The 16,622-nt window shown below is 69.9% G+C and carries 16 protein-coding genes; 7 read left to right on the top strand and 9 right to left on the bottom strand.

Going from position 1 to position 16,622, the window contains the following annotated elements; translation table 11 throughout:
- Nucleotides 1-3: 3 nt before the first annotated feature.
- Both AB8M46_RS16650 and AB8M46_RS16655 read right to left on the bottom strand, forming a co-directional pair.
- Nucleotides 4-1,323 (bottom strand): LCP family protein, encoded by a 1,320-nt coding sequence (locus AB8M46_RS16650; RefSeq protein WP_394360654.1) that lies wholly within the window; start codon nucleotides 1,321-1,323, stop codon nucleotides 4-6.
- Nucleotides 1,324-1,411: 88 nt separating this feature from the next.
- Nucleotides 1,412-2,944, bottom strand: coding sequence for an LCP family protein (locus tag AB8M46_RS16655; RefSeq protein WP_394360655.1), 1,533 nt, complete (start codon nucleotides 2,942-2,944; stop codon nucleotides 1,412-1,414).
- A gap of 151 nt (nucleotides 2,945-3,095) precedes the next feature.
- Here AB8M46_RS16655 and rfbB point away from each other — a divergent pair, with 151 nt between their 5' ends.
- Together rfbB and rfbD are read left to right on the top strand one after the other, a co-directional pair.
- Complete coding sequence (gene rfbB, locus AB8M46_RS16660) at nucleotides 3,096-4,079, top strand: dTDP-glucose 4,6-dehydratase (RefSeq protein ID WP_394360656.1); 984 nt, start codon at nucleotides 3,096-3,098, stop codon at nucleotides 4,077-4,079.
- A 4-nt stretch (nucleotides 4,080-4,083) separates the two neighbouring features.
- Nucleotides 4,084-4,956: a dTDP-4-dehydrorhamnose reductase gene (rfbD, locus tag AB8M46_RS16665; RefSeq protein ID WP_394360657.1), complete on the top strand. Its 873-nt coding sequence runs from the start codon at nucleotides 4,084-4,086 to the stop codon at nucleotides 4,954-4,956.
- 58 nt (nucleotides 4,957-5,014) lie between these two features.
- Here rfbD and AB8M46_RS16670 read toward each other — a convergent pair whose 3' ends face one another.
- Genes AB8M46_RS16670 through AB8M46_RS16680 form a run of 3 tightly spaced genes read right to left on the bottom strand, consistent with a single transcriptional unit; the run spans nucleotide 5,015 to nucleotide 9,553 of the window.
- On the bottom strand, nucleotides 5,015-6,103 hold the full coding sequence (locus tag AB8M46_RS16670) for a glycosyltransferase family 1 protein (protein ID WP_016331393.1): 1,089 nt from the start codon (nucleotides 6,101-6,103) through the stop codon (nucleotides 5,015-5,017).
- A complete protein-coding gene (locus AB8M46_RS16675) occupies nucleotides 6,096-8,609 on the bottom strand; it encodes a glycosyltransferase (protein ID WP_394360658.1) in 2,514 nt (837 codons plus the stop codon). The genes AB8M46_RS16670 and AB8M46_RS16675 overlap by 8 nt, the downstream gene beginning before the upstream one ends.
- A gap of 32 nt (nucleotides 8,610-8,641) precedes the next feature.
- On the bottom strand, nucleotides 8,642-9,553 hold the full coding sequence (locus tag AB8M46_RS16680; protein WP_394360659.1) for a glycosyltransferase family 2 protein: 912 nt from the start codon (nucleotides 9,551-9,553) through the stop codon (nucleotides 8,642-8,644).
- A 19-nt stretch (nucleotides 9,554-9,572) separates the two neighbouring features.
- On the opposite strand from AB8M46_RS16680, the gene AB8M46_RS16685 reads away from it, so the two are divergent.
- The 4 genes from AB8M46_RS16685 to AB8M46_RS16700 all read left to right on the top strand — a co-directional run bounded on the left by AB8M46_RS16685 (nucleotide 9,573) and on the right by AB8M46_RS16700 (nucleotide 13,958).
- Entirely contained in the window at nucleotides 9,573-10,628 is a 1,056-nt protein-coding gene (locus AB8M46_RS16685; RefSeq protein WP_394360901.1) for a glycosyltransferase family 4 protein, read from the top strand.
- 70 nt (nucleotides 10,629-10,698) lie between these two features.
- The gene (locus AB8M46_RS16690; RefSeq protein WP_037332234.1) at nucleotides 10,699-11,835 is read left to right on the top strand and encodes a glycosyltransferase family 1 protein; all 1,137 of its coding nucleotides are present in this window, start codon (nucleotides 10,699-10,701) and stop codon (nucleotides 11,833-11,835) included.
- A gap of 157 nt (nucleotides 11,836-11,992) precedes the next feature.
- Nucleotides 11,993-12,856 (top strand): glycosyltransferase family 2 protein, encoded by an 864-nt coding sequence (locus AB8M46_RS16695; protein WP_199754895.1) that lies wholly within the window; start codon nucleotides 11,993-11,995, stop codon nucleotides 12,854-12,856.
- A 61-nt stretch (nucleotides 12,857-12,917) separates the two neighbouring features.
- Nucleotides 12,918-13,958, top strand: coding sequence for a serine hydrolase domain-containing protein (locus AB8M46_RS16700; protein ID WP_394360660.1), 1,041 nt, complete (start codon nucleotides 12,918-12,920; stop codon nucleotides 13,956-13,958).
- Nucleotides 13,959-14,019: 61 nt separating this feature from the next.
- Here AB8M46_RS16700 and AB8M46_RS16705 read toward each other — a convergent pair whose 3' ends face one another.
- Together AB8M46_RS16705 and AB8M46_RS16710 are read right to left on the bottom strand one after the other, a co-directional pair.
- A complete protein-coding gene (locus AB8M46_RS16705) occupies nucleotides 14,020-14,457 on the bottom strand; it encodes a hypothetical protein (RefSeq protein WP_081975671.1) in 438 nt (145 codons plus the stop codon).
- A 188-nt stretch (nucleotides 14,458-14,645) separates the two neighbouring features.
- A complete protein-coding gene (locus AB8M46_RS16710; RefSeq protein WP_016331402.1) occupies nucleotides 14,646-15,098 on the bottom strand; it encodes an HldE family cytidylyltransferase in 453 nt (150 codons plus the stop codon).
- 74 nt (nucleotides 15,099-15,172) lie between these two features.
- Between AB8M46_RS16710 and AB8M46_RS16715 the strand changes: the two genes are divergently transcribed.
- Nucleotides 15,173-16,069 carry a DNA-3-methyladenine glycosylase family protein gene (locus AB8M46_RS16715; protein ID WP_394360661.1) on the top strand — a complete coding sequence of 299 codons (897 nt, stop codon included), beginning with the start codon at nucleotides 15,173-15,175 and terminating at the stop codon, nucleotides 16,067-16,069.
- A 1-nt stretch (nucleotide 16,070) separates the two neighbouring features.
- Here AB8M46_RS16715 and AB8M46_RS16720 read toward each other — a convergent pair whose 3' ends face one another.
- A complete protein-coding gene (locus AB8M46_RS16720) occupies nucleotides 16,071-16,262 on the bottom strand; it encodes a hypothetical protein (RefSeq protein ID WP_394360662.1) in 192 nt (63 codons plus the stop codon).
- A 9-nt stretch (nucleotides 16,263-16,271) separates the two neighbouring features.
- Entirely contained in the window at nucleotides 16,272-16,622 is a 351-nt protein-coding gene (locus AB8M46_RS16725) for a GntR family transcriptional regulator (protein ID WP_037332219.1), read from the bottom strand.

Raw genomic sequence — 16,622 nt, forward strand, 5'->3', positions numbered from 1 at the left:
ACGCTAGTTCACGCAGGGAACGCTCGACGCGGCGAGCAGCGGAGCCGCCCCAGGCGCCCCACCGCCACCACCCCGGCCCACCAGACCGGAGACGAACGACCGCACCGCGGCGGGGTCGATCTCGACGATGCTCTGGCCGTCGGCGCTGCGGCCGTTGATGTTCACCACCGGGATCGTCGTGAACGTCAGGTCGCCCGACGCGATCCCCTTCGCCTGCTGCGCGAACTCCAGCAGGTCCAGCCCTTCGTCGAGGACGATCGACCGGCGCACGACGTCCATCAGGCCCGCCATCGTCGACGGGCTGGTCAGCGTCCCCGCGGAGAGCACCTGGTTCAGCGCCGACGACAGGAACGTCTGCTGCCGCACGATGCGGTCGAGGTCGCCGCGCGGCAGGTTCTTGCGCTGCCGGACGAACGAAAGCGCCTCACCGCCCGAGACGGTCTGCTCACCGCGCCGGAAGTTCGCGCCGGAGTCCTTGTCCTCGGTCGAGTGGTTCAGGCAGACCTTGACGCCGCCCAACGCCTCGGTCAGCAGATAGAACCCGAGCAGATTGACCTCGGCGTAGTGGTCGATGCGGATCTGCGTCAGGTCCTGAACGGTCTGGACCAGTGCCTTCCGGCCTTCCTGGTCGGAATCGCGTTCGAGTTTCGCCTGATCGGATTCCCCGCGATGCGCGTTGGCGTAGTTGGTCTTCGCGACGCCGTAAGCCGAGTTGATCTTGTTCGGGCCGCGGCCGGGGATGTCGGTCCAGGTGTCCCGCGGGATCGAGACGCCGGACGGTTTCCCGCCGTTCTTCGGGATCCGGAGGATGATGATGGTGTCGGTGTTGACGCCCGGCTTCTCCTCGGTGCGCAGCTCCTTGAGCACCCGTAGCGGTAGCGGATTGCCCTGCGCGTCGGTGCGCGCGTCGCTGCCGACCAGGAGGATGTCGTTCGCGCCGTCGTCGGCGGGCGGGGCGGCGGGATCGTCGGCCTTGCTCAGGGCGTTCGTCGTGGGGACGTTGTTCTGCAGCTGGTCCTTGGTGACGTACGCGTAGCCCGTCGTGCCGAGCGCGAGCAGGGACACGAGGCCGACCGCGATCCGGCGGGTGATCCGGCCGGCGCGGCGCAACGGGCGTTCGGGAACGGCGAGCGTGCCAGAGACGGCTTCGTCCTCGGCCGGCGTGGACGGCTGGGGGAGCGGCGGAGTCCGCGGGTACGGCGTCGGGACGAACCGGGGCTCTTCGTCACTCTCGGTGTCCGATTTGGTGTCCTCTTCGGACTTCGGCTCCTCGTCGTCCAACTGCTCAGAACGTGCGTTGACGCTCTTTTCCTCGTCGCTCATCCCTGATCACCTCCCCTTGCGCTGTCGCTCGTCCGATCGTAGGAGAAGGCTAGGCCACCGTGAGGTCGGCCACGCTGAGTACCCGGGATTAATTGACGCAGGGCACATTGCCCGCGACGATCGGCGTCGTGCTGGGCGCCGCCGGGGCGCTGGAGGGCGGCTGAGCGGGCTTCGAGGGGACCGAAGTCTTCGACGGGGCCGTGGTCGCGTTCGCGCCCTTGAAGTCCTTGCCGAGCAGCACCCGCACCTTGCCGGGCGCGACGTCACGGTCCGCCTCGGCCTGCACCGCGGTGCCGAAGACCTGCTTGATCAGGGCCAGCGCGTCGTCGTCACCCGGCGCGTACCGGACGACCGTCGAGTTGCGGGTGCTGAGCTTGGTATCGGCCGCCAGTTTGAAACCCTTGCCCTGCAACAGGTTCCGCGTTTCGGTGGCCACCGTGGGCGAGCCGGATCCGTCGAAGAGTTCGACGGTCACCGCTTCCGCGCCCGGCAGGGTGGCCGGGGTCTCGGCCGGCGCCGTCTCGCCGTCGGCGGTCAGGCGGGTGACCTCGGCCTGTACCTGCGCCGGGTCCACCCGGAGCACGGCGGCGCCGCCGATATTCGCGTCGCCCTGGGTCGGGATGGTGTGGAATTCGACGTTTCCGCTGGTCAGCCCTCGCATCTGGGCGGCGAACTCGGGCAGATCCCAGCCCGCTGACAGCACGACCGACTTCTTCACCGCGTCGATCAGGTCGGAGATCTTCGCTGGGTTCATCAGGACGTCGGAGGAGAGCACCTTGTTCGCCAGCCCCGACAGGAAGGCCTGCTGCCGCGCGATCCGGTCGAGGTCGCCGTTCTGCAGGTCGTAGCGCTGCCGGACGAACGCGAGCGCCTGCACGCCCTCGACGATCGACTTGCCCGCGGGCAGGTCCACGCCGGACTTCTTCTCCTTGACCGCGTTGTTGAGGCAGACCTCGACGCCGCCGATCGCCTTGGTGATCTCGTAGAAGCTCGACAGGTTCACCTCGGCGTACCGGTCGATCATCTTCGGCTTGCCGATGAACTTCTCCAGCGTCGCGATCAGGTTCTTGCGGCCGGCGTCCTTGGCCTTGGCGTCGACGTCCTTGAGATCGGAGTTGCCCTGCTGCTGCAGCGTCTTCGACGTGTCGTTGTAGGCGTACACGTACGCGCTGTTGAGCTTGTGCTTGCCGAAACCGCCGGTGATCTCGACCCACGAGTCGCGGGGGAAGGAGATCGCGACCGCCTTCTTACCGTTCTGGGGGATGTGCACCAGGATCATCGTGTCGGTCTGGCGCTCGCCGTCGGAAACCCCGGCGTGCAGCATGTCGAGGACCTCGCGCGGCAGCGGGTTGCCCTGCGCGTCGGTGCGGCTGTCCTGGCCGACGAGCAGGATGTCGATCGCGCCGTCCAGCGGTTTCGCCGGCGGATGGCCGTTGTCCTCGAAGATGTTCGTGGTCGCGAAGCCCTGCGACGGGTCACCGATGAACTGCCAGCCCCACCAGGTCAGCGCCAGGATCGTGATCGAGACCAGGCTGAACACGACCTTCACGCCGCGGCGGGCGAACACCACGACGCCGCCGCCACGGCGCGCCGGAATGGGTGGCCCGGGCCACTCGGTCACGTGCGGTCCTCCACGAATCTCCCCAGGGCACACGCGTGCCTCGCCGGTAACTCTACTGATCCTTGTGTTAGACGTCCGTAGGCTGGTGAAAGGTTGCCCCGGTCGTGACACACTCGGCCGGTCGGTGAAGTCGTAGAGGGAGGATCGCGGGATGCGAGTGCTGGTCACCGGGGGTGCCGGGTTCATCGGTTCGCATTACGTCCGGCAGGTGCTGACGGGCGCGTACCCGAGCTTGGCCGACGCCGAGCTGATCGTGCTCGACAAGCTGACCTACGCGGGCAACGAGGCGAACCTGGAGCCGGTGCGCAAGAACCCGCGCTACCGGTTCGAAAAGGGCGACATCTGTAACGGTGCCCTGGTCGGCGAGCTCATGCGGGGCGTCGACCTCGTCGTGCACTTCGCCGCCGAGTCCCATGTGGACCGTTCGATCGCCGGTGCGGCCGACTTCGTGCTGACCAACGTCCTCGGCACGCAGACCCTGTTGCAGGCCGCGCTCGAGGCCGAGGTCGGGAAGTTCGTCCACGTGTCCACCGACGAGGTGTACGGCTCGATCGACGAGGGTTCCTGGTCCGAAGACCACGCGCTGGAGCCGAATTCGCCGTACTCGGCGTCGAAGGCGTCCTCGGATCTGTTGGCGCGTTCGTTCTTCCGCACGCACGGGCTGCCCGTCTGTGTCACGAGGTGCTCGAACAACTACGGTCCGTACCAATTCCCGGAGAAGGTCATCCCGCTCTTCGTGACCAATCTGCTCGACGGCAAGAAGGTCCCGCTCTACGGCGACGGGCTCAACGTGCGTGACTGGCTGCACGTGGACGATCACTGTCACGGCATCCAGCTCGTCGCCGACGGCGGGCGGCCGGGCGAGGTCTACAACATCGGCGGCGGCACGGAACTCACCAACCGCGAGCTGACCGAGCGGCTGCTGACCGCCGTCGGCGCGGACTGGGAGAGCGTCGAGCCGGTCGAGGACCGCAAGGGGCACGACCGCCGGTACTCGGTCGACATCACCAAGATCTCGACGAAGCTCGGTTACGCGCCGCGTCAGTCCTTTGAGGACGGTCTGGCCGAAACGGTCGCCTGGTACAGCGGAAACCGGTCGTGGTGGGAGCCGCTGAAGAACCGTGCGGGGGCGTGAGCGGGTGCTGAGCATTCTCGTACCGGGTGGATCCGGTCAGCTCGGGCAGGACCTCGCGGCGCTGGCCCCCCAGGTCGCGGCACCGTCGTCTTCGGAGCTGAACGTGCGCGACACCGGCCAGGTCGTCGCCGCGGTGACCGAACTGGCGGACCGGGCGCGGGCGACGGGGACGTCGCCGGTGGTGATCAACGCGGCGGCCTACACCGCGGTGGACGCGGCGGAAACCGACGAGGAGCGGGCGTTCGCGGTGAACGCCGACGGACCCCGGGTGCTCGCCGCCGCGTGCTCGTCGCGCGGGGTGCCGCTGATCCACGTGTCCACGGACTACGTGTTCGCCGGTGACGCGACTACGCCGTACGAGCCCGGCGATCTGCTGGGCCCGCTGAACGCCTACGGCCGGACGAAGGCGGCCGGCGAGGACGCACTGCTCGGATCCGGAGCCCGGTCCTGGATCGTGCGGACGTCCTGGGTGTACGGCAAAACCGGGTCGAACTTCGTGAAGACCATGGCGCGCCTGGAAAAGGAGCGCGAAGAACTGTCCGTAGTGGACGATCAGACCGGTTCGCCGACCTGGTCGCGCGACCTCGCCGCCGGGCTGCTGGAGCTGGCAGGCCGGGTCGCCGCGGGTGAAGGGCCTTCGCAGCGGGTGCTGCACTGCACGGGCGGTGGGTCGACGACGTGGTGCGGCTTCGCGAAGGCGATCTTCACCGAGCTCGGCGCGGATCCGGCTCGGGTGAAGCCTTGTACGACGGCGGAATTCCCGCGTCCGGCCGCGCGTCCGGCGTATGGGGTGCTGTCGAACGCTTCGTGGCGCGAGGCGGGTCTCACGCCGCTTCGGGACTGGTCCGATGCCCTGAAGGCCTACTTCGCTTCCTGACCCCTCCCGCATTTCGTCCTCTGAATGCGAGCGCATTCAGAGGACGAAATGCGGGAGGTCAGTGCTTCGTGCTCGCCTGGCGGTACGCGGCGACGGTGAGTTCGGCGCACGCGCGCCAGGTGAAGTTCGCGACGTGGGCGCGGCGCGCGGCCGAGGTGGCGACGGCGTGCGGGTCGCTGACGGCCATCCGCAGCGCCTCCACGAGCCCGTCGACGTCCTCGTAAGGCACCAGGCTCGCGCAGTTCCCCGCGACCTCGCGCAGCGCCGGGATGTCCGTGCACACCACGGGAACGTCCGACGCCAGCGCTTCCAGCACCGGAAGCCCGAAGCCTTCGTCGCGTGACGGCAGCACCAGCGCGCTGGCCCCGGCGACGACCCGCCGGAGGTTCACGTCCGACAGGTAGCCGACATGCCGCGAACGTGAGCCCACCGAGAACGAACCGGGGCCGACGAACACCAGATCCGGCAGATCCGGCGCGGCCTCGTGGGCTTGCTGAAGCCAGTGCAGGCCCTTCCGGGGGCCAGGAGCACCCGCGAAGAGCAGGTACTTGTCCGGGAGCCCGAGTTCCTTGCGGCGCTCGGGATCCGGCGGGCGCGCGGTGAACCACGCCGGGTTCACGCCGAGCGGCGTGACGATGATCTTGCCGCGGTCCACGTCGAGCCGTTCGGCGACCTGATCGGCGACGGCGTTGGTGGGCGTGCAGATCGCGTCGGCGAGCCGGGCACCGCGCCGGACCAGCCGCGGCAGCTCGTGATCGCTCGGCGCGAGCTCCTCGGGAGCGTCCAAAAAGGCCAGATCATGGATGGTCACCACACCCGCCGCGCGGAACCGGCCGGGCAGCACGAAGTTAGTGCCGTGCACGACATCCGTCGGCCCGGCGAACAGTTCGACGGGCGGCAGCTGCGATCGCAGCCACGCCTTCCGCAACAGCCGCGCGGCCACCGGCATGCCACGGGCCCGGACGCCGTGCGGGAGCACGTGTCGCAGCCGTCGCCAGCCGCGCAACGTGAACGCGACCGCACGAGTGTCCACTTCGGACATCGAGGCGAGCTCTTCGGACAGGGCGACGGTGTACCGGCCGATACCCGTCCTGGCACCGAGCAGCGGGGTCCCGTCGAGCAGGACGCGCAAGGGGCGGTCAGCCACGGCCGAGCCTCTGCTTGGCGACCTTGACCATCCGGCCGCCGACGCGCCGCACGAGTTCCTTCGGTCCGCCGTCGGCGAGATACTCGCGGATCAGATCGACGTCGCGGCGCAGCATTTCCTTGCCCCGCACCGGTGCGGTGACCACGAGGTCCTCCGAGCCGGGCAGCCGGTCCGCGGCGGGCCGCGGGTTCCGGCAGAACTCCACCAGCGGCTTCAGCGCCTCGGGCCAGGCGTAGCGCTGGGCGACGGCGGCCATCCGCTCGACACAGCCGGCGGCGAACTCCTCGTCGTACAGCGCCTTTTCCAGCGCGTCGGCCAGCGCGTCCACGTCCTCGGCCGGGACGACGACGCCGAGCTTCTCCTCGCGGACCAGATCGGCGAACGAGTCCCCGTCGGTGGTGACGATCGGCAGCCCGGCCCACAGGTAGTCCAGCACCCGCGTGCGGAACGCGAACGTCGTCTCGACGTGCTCGTAATGCGTGGTGACACCGCAGTTCGCGTCGAGCAGCCAGTTCTGGCGCTCCTCGTACGGCACCCACTGCTGGTTGAAGAACACGTGCTTGCCGGTGAGGCCGAGCGTGTCCGAGAGCAGCATCGTGCGCGCGCCGATGTCCATCTCGGTGACCTCGGGGTTGGGATGCTTCATCCCGAGGAACACCAGACGGACGTCACCGCGGCGCTGCCGGAGCCGTTCGATCGCCCGGACCAGGGTCAACGGGTCGAACCAGCTGTAGACCCCGCCCGCCCACAGCACGACGTGATCGGTCTCGCCGATACCGTCCAAAGTGGATCGAAGGCCGGGGCCGGTGCGGACCGGTGCCTGCGGCGACAGGCCGAACGGGACGATCGACAACAGCGACTGGGTGGTCGGGTCGGCGTCGTACAGCCGCGGCGAGAGCCTGCCCATCGCGGCGAGGTGGCCCAGCCAGAAGTGACGCTGACGCTCCGAGGCGCACAGGAAGAAGTCCCCGCGTTCCAGCTGCGCGTCGAGAACCTTGGTGACCCCGATGAGGTCCAGCGCCCGTTTGTCGTCGGGCACGCCCTTGCCCTGTTCGAGCAGCTCCAGATGCATCGGGTCGTACAGGTCCGCGACCACGATCTTGTGTGCGTACTGCTTCTTGAGCGACGGCGCGAGCTCCAGCACGTGCCCCTGCAGGATGATGATGTCGGCCCACGCGATCGGTGTCTCCAGATCGCGCCTGGTCGCCGCGCTGACCCGGAACGGCGCGGGCGGCGGGTCGGCGAGGGGATTGATCGTCACTAGGTGGACGTCGTGCTCGGTGGCCAGCGTCGCGGCCATGTTCCAGGCGCGGATCGCCGGGCCCGCCATCCGCTCGGTGATCGCGTCGCCGGTGATCACCAGCACCTTGCGGCGCTGCCCGAAGAGCGCGTCGATGCCGAACGTCTCGACCAGGACGTCGTGCGCGGCGAGATAACGCGGTAGCGGGTACGCGGGCTCCAAGGCCTTGCGCAGCAACGGAAGCAGATCGGCGTCGGTGCGGACGCGGGCGGCCTGTTCGGTGGCGCGCGCCTCGGCGAGCGACGGCAGGAGTTCGACGAACTGGTCGATCGCCAGCACCCCGGCCAACGTCGTCCTCGGCACCTCGACCGGGCCGGTTTCGGCCGGGCCGACACCCTGGGCGAGATCGAACTGGGTGGCGTCGAGGTCTCCGCGCGCTGTCGCCCGGCGGACGGCCAGGGCCAGCGCGGCGGGCAGCGCACGCGAGAGGGTCTCGTCGGAGAGGTTCTTGTACAGCGCCGCCAAGGCGTTGCGCTCCAGCAAGAACGTCTCGCGCCCGGAGTCCGGAGCGTCCACTGTGGACATCGTGGCGTGGTGCTTGTGGTAGGTCAGCGACTCGGGCACGTACCGCACGCGCCAGCCGCGCAGGTTCAGCCGCCAGCCGAGGTCGACGTCCTCGTAGAACATGAAGAACCGCTCGTCGAACCCGCCGAGTTCGGCGAACACCCCGGCGCGGACGAACATCGCCGAACCGGTCGCGAACAGGACGTCCTTGGCGATCTCGTGTTCGGCGGCGGGGACGTCGGCCAGCGGGCTGCCGGCGTGGCGTTTGTAGCCCATGCCGAACCAGGTGAGGCCCGCGTCGACGAAGTCGGTGCCGGTGCCGTCCCAGTCGAGGACCTTGCTGGCCACAGCGGCGACGGTCGGCTGTGCGCGCAGCTCGGCGACGGCCGCGCCGACCCAGCCGGGAGCCGGGCGGGCGTCGTTGTTCAGGAAGGCGAGGACTCTGCCGGTGGCGTGCCGCGCGCCGAGGTTGCAGCCGCCCGCGAAGCCGGAGTTCACCGGGGATTCGACGAGCTTGACGCCCGGTGCGGCGGCCTTGATCTCGGCGACGTCGGTGCCGCCGGAGGCGTTGTCGACGCAGATGACCTCGAGGTTCGGGTAATCGTGTTCGGCGAGTGCGCGCAGGCAGGTGACGGTGTCGGCGGCCCCCCGGTAGTTCACGACGATCACCGAGACGACCGGTTGCGTTTCCCCCTGCGCCAAAGCCGTACTCCCTGCTCTCGATTGGGGCAAGCTTAATTGCCCGCCCACGCCTCCCAGACCGCGCCTCGGCCCAGTGTCGCCCGTCGCCCGACGGCCCGCCGCTCGACCAGCGTGCGCGGCAGGCGGACGGCGACGGCGCCGAGGACGCGGCACCGGAGGCTCGGACGGAAGTTCGGTGCCGCCGGTTTCCCCCGGAGGAGCAGCACCAGGGTGAGCACGGCGAACTTCACCAGCTGGCGGATCGCCACCGTGCGCGGAGCACACCGCAGCAGGGTCAGGAGGCGGTTGCGTTCATTCCACAGGTGGAACCGGACCGAACCCGGCCGGGTACTCGCGCCATGCTGATGGGTGACGTCGGCTTCGGCGCTGACGACGTCCCAGCCCGCCAGCCGCAGCCGCCACGCGGTGTCGGTGTCCTCGTAGTAGCAGAAGTAGGAGGCGGGGACGCCGCCGACGGAACGGAGCGCCTCGACGTCGAGCACGGCCGCGCCCCCGCAGAAGCCGAAGATCTCGTCGGCGGGTTCCGGCAGGTCGGCGCCGTGACCGTCGGCGGTCAGGCGGACGCCGGTGGACTGGACGGTCCCGTCGGCGAGCGTCAGGCGGGCGCTCACGGCCGCGGCGAGCGGCGCCTTCGCGAGCGTGTCTTCGCAGGTCGCGAGCCAATCCGGGCTCGGCGCGGCGTCGTCGTTGAGCCAGGCCATCAGCGGAGTGTCCACTTTGTCCAGTGCGGCGGCCATGGCGCCCGCGTAGCCGGTGTTGTGCCGCAGCCGGAGCACTTCGGGTTTCGACGGATGGGCGGCGAGCAGGGCTGCCGTTCCGTCGTCGGAGGCGTTGTCGACGACCAGGGTCCGGTGCGCGCGGGACTGGGCGGCGAGGGCGTCGAGGCAGGCGGTGATGTGCGCGGCGCCGCGCCAGGTGACCACGACGACGGTGGTGCTGGTCATGGTGGAGAGAATAGAGACCATGCCCGAACTGGTCGTGCTCGCCGAGCAGCTGCTGGCGCCGGTCCCCGGCGGGACCGGCCGCTACACCGGTGAGCTGCTGCGCGCGCTCGCCGAGACGGCGCCGCCGGGCTGGACGGTGTCGAGCGTCGTCGCGCGGCACGCCGACATCGAAGCCGCGGTCGTCGAGGGGGTCGAGGGGCCGCGCGTGCTGCCGATCCCGCCCCGGGCGCTCATCGCCGCTTGGCAGCTGGGCCTGCCGTGGTGGCCGGGCGGCGACGCGGTCCACGCGCCGACACCACTCGCACCCGCCCGGGTGCCGAAGGGGCGGACGTTGTCGGTCGCGGTGCACGACACCGTGCCGTGGACGCATCCCGAGACGCTGACCCCGCGCGGCGTCGCTTGGCACAAGGCGGTGATCGCGCGGGCCGCGTCACGGGCGACCGCGCTGACCGTGCCCACGCAAGCGATTGCGGACGAGCTCGCCGCGCTGGTGCCGGTTTCGGTGCCGGTGCGCGTGATCCCGCACGGGGTGCGGCCGCCCGCCGGGTTCGCCGAGGTCGCGCTGCCGGAGAAGTACGTGCTCGCGATCGGGACGATCGAGCCGCGCAAGGGCATCGACGTGCTGATCGACGCCGCCGGCCGGATCGGCGTGCCGCTGGTGCTGGCCGGTCAGCCGGGGTGGGGCGGTATCGACCCGTCGGCGCTCGCGCGCGAGCACGGCGCCGACGTCCGGGTGCTGGGGAAGGTGAGCGACGCGGAGCTGGCGTTCGCGCTGCGGGGCGCGTCGGTGCTGGCGATGCCGAGCCGGGCGGAGGGGTTCGGGCTGCCGCTGATCGAGGCGATGGCGGCCGGGGTGCCGGTGGTGCATTCGGACGCTCCCGCCCTGGCCGAGGTGGCCGGGGGAGCGGGCGTCACCGTCCCCGTCGGCGACGCGCAAGCGCTTGCTGATGCCCTTCGCGGCGTCCTCGACCAGCCGGAGCGTGCGGCAGCCCTGCGTGACAGTGGTCTCAGTCGTTCGAGTGAGTTCACCTGGCAACGAGCCGCTTCCGCCGTTTGGGGGCTCCACCTGCGCTAGCAGTTTGTCGGTTCCCCACCGCGAACCCAGTGCACCGCCGTACCCTCCTAGGGTGACCGATGACCCTCGCGTGCTTATCGACGCGACCGCCGTCCCCGCGGACCGGGGTGGCGTCGGTCGTTACGTGGATTCGCTGGTCGCGGCGCTGGACGAGGACGGCGCGCGGATCACCGTCGTCTGCCAGCCGCGGGACGCGGTGCTGTACGACCGGCTCGCGCCCGGCGCGCGGATCGTGCCCACGTCACCGTCGACATCGACCAGGACGGCCAGGCTGACCTGGGAGCAGGCGACCCTGCCCCGGCTGGTCCGGCGGCTCGCCGCCGACGTCGTCCATTCACCGCACTACACGATGCCGCTGGCCAGCCCGGCCGCTTCGGTGGTGACGCTGCACGACGCGACCTTCTTCACCGACGCGGTCCTGCACTCTTCGGTGAAGGCGCGCTTCTTCCGCGCCTGGACCGCGACGGCGCTTCGCCGCGCGACGCTGTGTGTCGTGCCGAGCATCGCGACGGCGGCCGAGCTGGAACGCGTCGGCCAGGTCCGCACGGCGGAACTGGAGATCATCCACCACGGCGTCGAACCGGATCGGTTCCATCCGCCTTCGCCCGCGGAGATCGAGGCCGCGCGCAAGGCCGTCGGACTCGGGAAGACGCCGTACGTCGCCTTCCTCGGTGCGCTGGAACCGCGCAAGAACGTGCCCGCGCTGATCCGCGGCTTCGCCCACGCCGTGATCGGCAGGCCGAACCCGCCCGCCCTGGTGCTGGCCGGGCAGCCTGGCTGGGACTCGCAGGTCGAACGCGCGCTGGACGCCGTTCCGCACCGGCTGCGGGTGATCCGGGCGGGATACCTGCCGTTCGACACGCTCGCCGGTTTCCTCGGCGGCTCCGAACTGGTCGCCTATCCGAGCCTCGGCGAGGGCTTCGGGCTGCCGGTGCTGGAGGCGATGGCGTGCGGCGCGAGCGTGCTCACGACGCGACGGCTTTCGCTGCCGGAGGTCGGCGGGGACGCGGTCGCCTACTGCGGTGTCGGCGCCGGAGACGTCGCCGCGGCCATCTCGGAGCTGCTCGACGCCCCGGCTCGCCGGGCCGAACTGGCCGAAGCCGCGCTTCGGCGGGCGAAGGAGTTCTCGTGGGCGACGACCGCGGAGCGGCATCGGGAGGCTTACGCGAAGGCTTGGCACCGGCATGCGCAGCGGCGGGCGAGCTAGTTGGCTGTCCTGAAGGCCTCCTTTGAGACGTTGAACGTCTCAAAGGAGGCCTTCAGGACTCCCGCGCTCGGGGGCGGGCGGGGAGCAAGGGACCTTTGCTACCACTCCGGTGGGGTGGGGCCGAAGTCGCGTTCGGTGACGGGTGGACAATGGCCGCGTGACTGAGCACCCCAGCTACGGCGACGGGATCGCCGTCGTGACCGTGACGTACTTCCCCGGCGAGACCCTCGAGAAGTTCCTCGACACCCTCGAGAAGGCGACGGACCGGGACGTCCAGGTCGTCGTCGCCGACAACGACTCCACGGACGGCGCGCCGGAGAAGGCCGCCCGCCGGGACAACGTCAAGCTGCTCAGCATCGGCGAGAACGTCGGCTACGGCACCGCCGCCAACCGGGGCGTCGCGGAACTCGACGACAGCTACGGCTGGGTCGTCGTGGTGAACCCGGACCTCGAATGGGAGCCCGGTTCGCTCGACGCGTTGCTCGAGGTGGCCGAGCGCTGGCCGCGCGGGGGCGCCTTCGGCCCGCTCATCCACGACCTCGACGGCACGGTGTACCCGTCGGCCCGGCTGCTGCCGTCGTTCGGCCGCGGGATCGGGCACGCGGTGTTCGGCAAGATCTGGCCGGGCAATCCGTGGACGCGGCAGTACCGGCAGGAGACCGGCACCCCGGTCGAGCGCACGGCGGGCTGGCTTTCCGGGTCCTGCCAGCTGTTCCGTCGCGAGGCCTTCGACTCGGTCGACGGGTTCGACACGCGCTACTTCATGTACTTCGAGGACGTCGACCTCGGCGACCGGCTGTCCCGCGCCGGCTGGCTGAATGTGTACGCCCCTTCGGCCAGCGTCATGCACATCGGCGGGCACTCGACGTCGCAGGCGTCGGCGAAGATGCTGCGCGCGCACCACGACAGCGCGTACCGCTATCTCGCGGACCGTCACCGCGGTCTCCTGTGGAAGCCGGTCATGCTCGCGGTGAAGGCCGGGCTCGCGCTGCGTCTGAAGCTCGAAACGCGCCGGAAGTAGTCGTCGTTCCGGCCACCGGAATTCACGCGACCGGGTTCCTCGTCGTCGTTACCGTCGGTGCATGGACTTCGCCGCACTGGACACCTGGCTGACGGAACGCGCCGGGGAGGACCGCTTCTCTGGCGTCGTGCTGATCCGGCGCGGTGACGAAACCCTGTTCGAACGCGGCTACGGCCTGGCCAGCCGCCGCTGGTCGGTGCCGAACGCGCCGGACGTCCGGTACGACACCGCGTCGATCACCAAGGTCATCACCTCGATCGCCGCAGTGCAATTGGCCGACGAACGCCGCTTGGACCTCGACCGCCCGATCGCCGAGATCATCGACCTCGGCGGCACGATGATCACGGCCGGGGTGACGACGCGGCACCTGCTCACGCACACGTCCGGGATCGCCGACGACGCCGATGAGGAAGCGGGCGAGAGTTACGAGGCGCTATGGGTCGACAAGCCGGTGTACTCGGTCGTCGAGACGCGTGACCATCTGCCCAATTTCGCTTACCGGACACCGAATTTCGCGCCCGGCGCGGGCTGCCGGTACTGCAATTCGGGCTATGTCCTCGCGGGGCTGGTGATCGAGGAGATCACCGGGAGGCCGTATCGCGACCACGTCCGGGAGGCCGTGCTCGACCGCGCGGGGATGACCGATTCGGGGTTCTTCGACCGGCGTGATCCGCAGCCGAGGGTCGCCGAAGGCTGGGACCCGATCCTCGACGGCGATCGGATCACCGGGTGGAAGCAGAACATCTTCAGCTACCCACCGATCGGTTCACCCGACGGAGGGGCGTACTGCACCGTCGGCGATCTCGTGCGGCTTCTGCGGGCGATCCGCGAAGAACGGCTCTTGAGCCCTGAGCGCACGAAGGAGTTCCTCACGCCGCAGGTACTCCACAGCAGCGGAGTCTGGTACGGCTTCGGCCTCGAATTCGTGCCGGCACCGGACGGATCGGTGCGGCACTACTACAAGGACGGCGGGAACGTCGGCGTCTGCTCGCTCATGCGGCACTACCCGGCCGGAGGGCTGGATGTCGCGATGCTGTCCAACGCCACGTACGGCGGAGGTGCGGCGATCAAGGAGATCGATCGGCTGATCCGGATGCCATGAAAGGTCCTTTCCTTGCAAAATTTGCAAGGAAAGGACCTTTCATGGCACGCGTGTGGAGGGGCTAGATGCCGTCCAGCCGGCGCGAAAGGTTCGAACGCCCCGAAGGGTTCTGCTTCACCGTCGGCACCAAGCCGCCGACCTCATTCTCGACGGTCTCCGGCTCCGGCTGCTCGATCAGCGGGCTCTGCACCGGAGCGGCGGGCGGCCGCCGGGTGAGCGGGGTCGTCGCCTGCGGCAGCGGTCTGGTCTGCTGCGGGGTGCCGGGACGCCGGGGATACGGCTGCGGCTGGGTCGAGCCCTCGCCCCGCGCCGGCGGCAGGTCCAGCCGCGTCGTCGGTTCGGGTCCCGCGAGCGGGTGGTCGTTCTCCGCGATCAGCGAAGCAGGCAGCTGAGTGGTCGTGTCCGGGTCCGACGAACGGTCGATCTCGGCGACCACCGACCGGGGGATCTGCTGAGTGTTCGCGGAGTCCATCGGAGACGTCGCGTTGTCCGGTGTCACGACGAAGGCTCCACGCGCGCTTGCGCGTGCGAGCAAGGCGTCCGCCCGAGCACGGGGGTCCATTCCCCTAGGCCTCCCGACTGACCTGGGGCCCTCTGGGTTCAGGGCCGACTGTGTGATGTCTAGGGTAGGCCCTAGGAGCGGCCGCCGTCAGCAGACCCGCGAACGTCGTCCGACAAATATCGGCGTCAGGCTTCCATGTCCGAAAGGATCCGGGTGCTGGAGTCGGCCTTGTCCGTGCCGCCGATGCCGTAGATCATCGAGATGTTGTTCCGGGCCCCCGCCTCGACCTCGTCGGCGGGCAGCTCGTCGACGTTGCGCCGATCCCCACCGTTGCAGAACTCGAGCTCCGTGTCCGGGTACGCCGCGCGGATCAGGTCGAACGACTCGTTGATGCCGGGCCCCTGCTCGACGGCGATGTACACGTCGTCGACGATGCGCAGCGCGCGGACGATCCGGGCCCGGACGTCCTCGACCTGGATCACCCTGCCCTTCTTGAGGACCTGCTGGTGATCGTTGTTGACGATGACGATCAGGTAGCCGGACCTGGCCTGAGCGGCCTCGAACAGGTCGAGATGGCCCTGGTGGAGCGGGTTGAAGTACCCGCTGACGATCGAGGCCTTCGCCGGTCGCTCGGTCATCGTCGGTGTCCTCCGTAGGCGTACGGTTTCGGGTGGCCCGCTCACCCTAGCCGAGTGCCGGGTAGTTTCCGTGTGTGCGATTCCGTCCTGCCTTCGAGCTGGACCTGGACACCGTTCTGGGCCCGCTGAGCCGTGGGTCGCGTTCGCCCAACGTCGTCCGGGCCGAGGGCGGGGTCACCTGGCTGGCCGCGAACACCGCGGACGGCCCGGGCACGCTCGCGCTGCTGCGGCGCGCGGACGGCGAGATCGAGGCGGAGGCCTGGGGCCCTGGCGCGGACAGGCTGCTCGAAGGCGTCCCGGCGATGCTCGGCGCCCACGACGACGACTCCGGATTCGTCGCGCACCACGACGTCATCGCGTCGGCTCGGCGCCGGAATCCGGGACTGCGCCTCGGCTCGACCGGCCGGGTGTGGGACGCGCTGGTGCTCGCCGTGCTGGAGCAGAAGGTGACCAGCACGGAGGCGCTTCGGTCTTGGGGCGAACTGTGCCGCTGGTTCGGCGAACCGGCGCCAGGCCCGGCGCCGTCACGGTTGCGCGTGCCGCCGACGCCCGTCGCCATCCGATCCATTGTGGACTGGAAATGGCATCGCGCCGGGGTGGATCTGAAACGGCGGACGACGCTGATCACGGCGGCCCGTGTCGCGCCGCGGCTGGAGAAGGCCGTCGAACTGAAGGGTGTCGAAGGCCGGGCCTGGCTGCGGAAGGTGCCCGGCATCGGCGTGTGGACCGCGGCGGAGATCGCGCAGCGTGCCTGGGGAGACCCAGACGCGGTCAGCTTCGGCGACTACAACATCCCGTCGATGGTCGGGCACGCGCTCGTCGGCACGAAACTCGACGACGCCGGGATGTCCGAAGTGCTGGCGCCGTATTCGCCGCAGCGGCAGCGCGCGGTGCGCTACCTCTCGACGGCCGGATTCCGGCGGCCGAGGTTCGGGCCGAAGATCGAACTCCGCGACTACCGCGCGATGTGACTCAGTTGCCCCAGCCCTGCGGCGGGTAGGGCTGCTGCTGGCTGGGGTACTGCGGCGGCTGCTGCGGGTACTGCGGGTACGGGTACACCGGGGGCTTCGGCTTGCTGAGGGCCTTCACCAGGAAGAAGATCCCGACGCCGACGCCGGCGAGGAACAGGATGACGACCAGCAGCATCAACACGGAGACTCCCATTCGGTGAGGCTAGCCCAGCGCGGCGTCGACGATCGCCTTGGCCTCGTCGCGGCCGAGCCCCAGCTTCCTGGTCAGCGCGGCGTAGTCGGCGGCGGCCTGCCGTGCCCGCTCCCGGCTTTCGTCACCGACCGCGCTCACGAACGTCCCCGCCCGGCCACGCGTTTCGATGAGACCGGCTTCTTCGAGTTCGCGGTAGGCCTTGGCGACCGTGTTCGGGGCGATGCCGAGGTCTTCGGCGAGTTTCCGCACGGTCGGCAGCTTCGCCCCGACGGGCAGCGTGCCGTCGTTGATCCGCTCCGCGTAGGCGGTGCGGACCTGCTCGAACGGCGGGACCGAAGAATTCGGGTCGACCCTGACCAT

Origin of the sequence: Amycolatopsis sp. SB7-3, assembly GCF_041021335.1 — a bacterium.
Taxonomy (GTDB): Bacteria; Actinomycetota; Actinomycetes; order Mycobacteriales; family Pseudonocardiaceae; genus Amycolatopsis; species Amycolatopsis japonica.

Coding starts and splice junctions, on each gene's coding strand:
- AB8M46_RS16700 (WP_394360660.1), top strand. CDS start 12,918: ATGGACTTCGCCGCACTGGACACCTGGCTGACGGAACGCGCCGGGGAG.
- AB8M46_RS16680 (WP_394360659.1), bottom strand. CDS start 9,553: ATGACCAGCACCACCGTCGTCGTGGTCACCTGGCGCGGCGCCGCGCAC.
- AB8M46_RS16650 (WP_394360654.1), bottom strand. CDS start 1,323: ATGAGCGACGAGGAAAAGAGCGTCAACGCACGTTCTGAGCAGTTGGAC.
- AB8M46_RS16720 (WP_394360662.1), bottom strand. CDS start 16,262: ATGGGAGTCTCCGTGTTGATGCTGCTGGTCGTCATCCTGTTCCTCGCC.
- AB8M46_RS16725 (WP_037332219.1), bottom strand. CDS start 16,622: ATGGTCAGGGTCGACCCGAATTCTTCGGTCCCGCCGTTCGAGCAGGTC.
- AB8M46_RS16710 (WP_016331402.1), bottom strand. CDS start 15,098: ATGACCGAGCGACCGGCGAAGGCCTCGATCGTCAGCGGGTACTTCAAC.
- AB8M46_RS16685 (WP_394360901.1), top strand. CDS start 9,573: ATGCCCGAACTGGTCGTGCTCGCCGAGCAGCTGCTGGCGCCGGTCCCC.
- rfbB (WP_394360656.1), top strand. CDS start 3,096: ATGCGAGTGCTGGTCACCGGGGGTGCCGGGTTCATCGGTTCGCATTAC.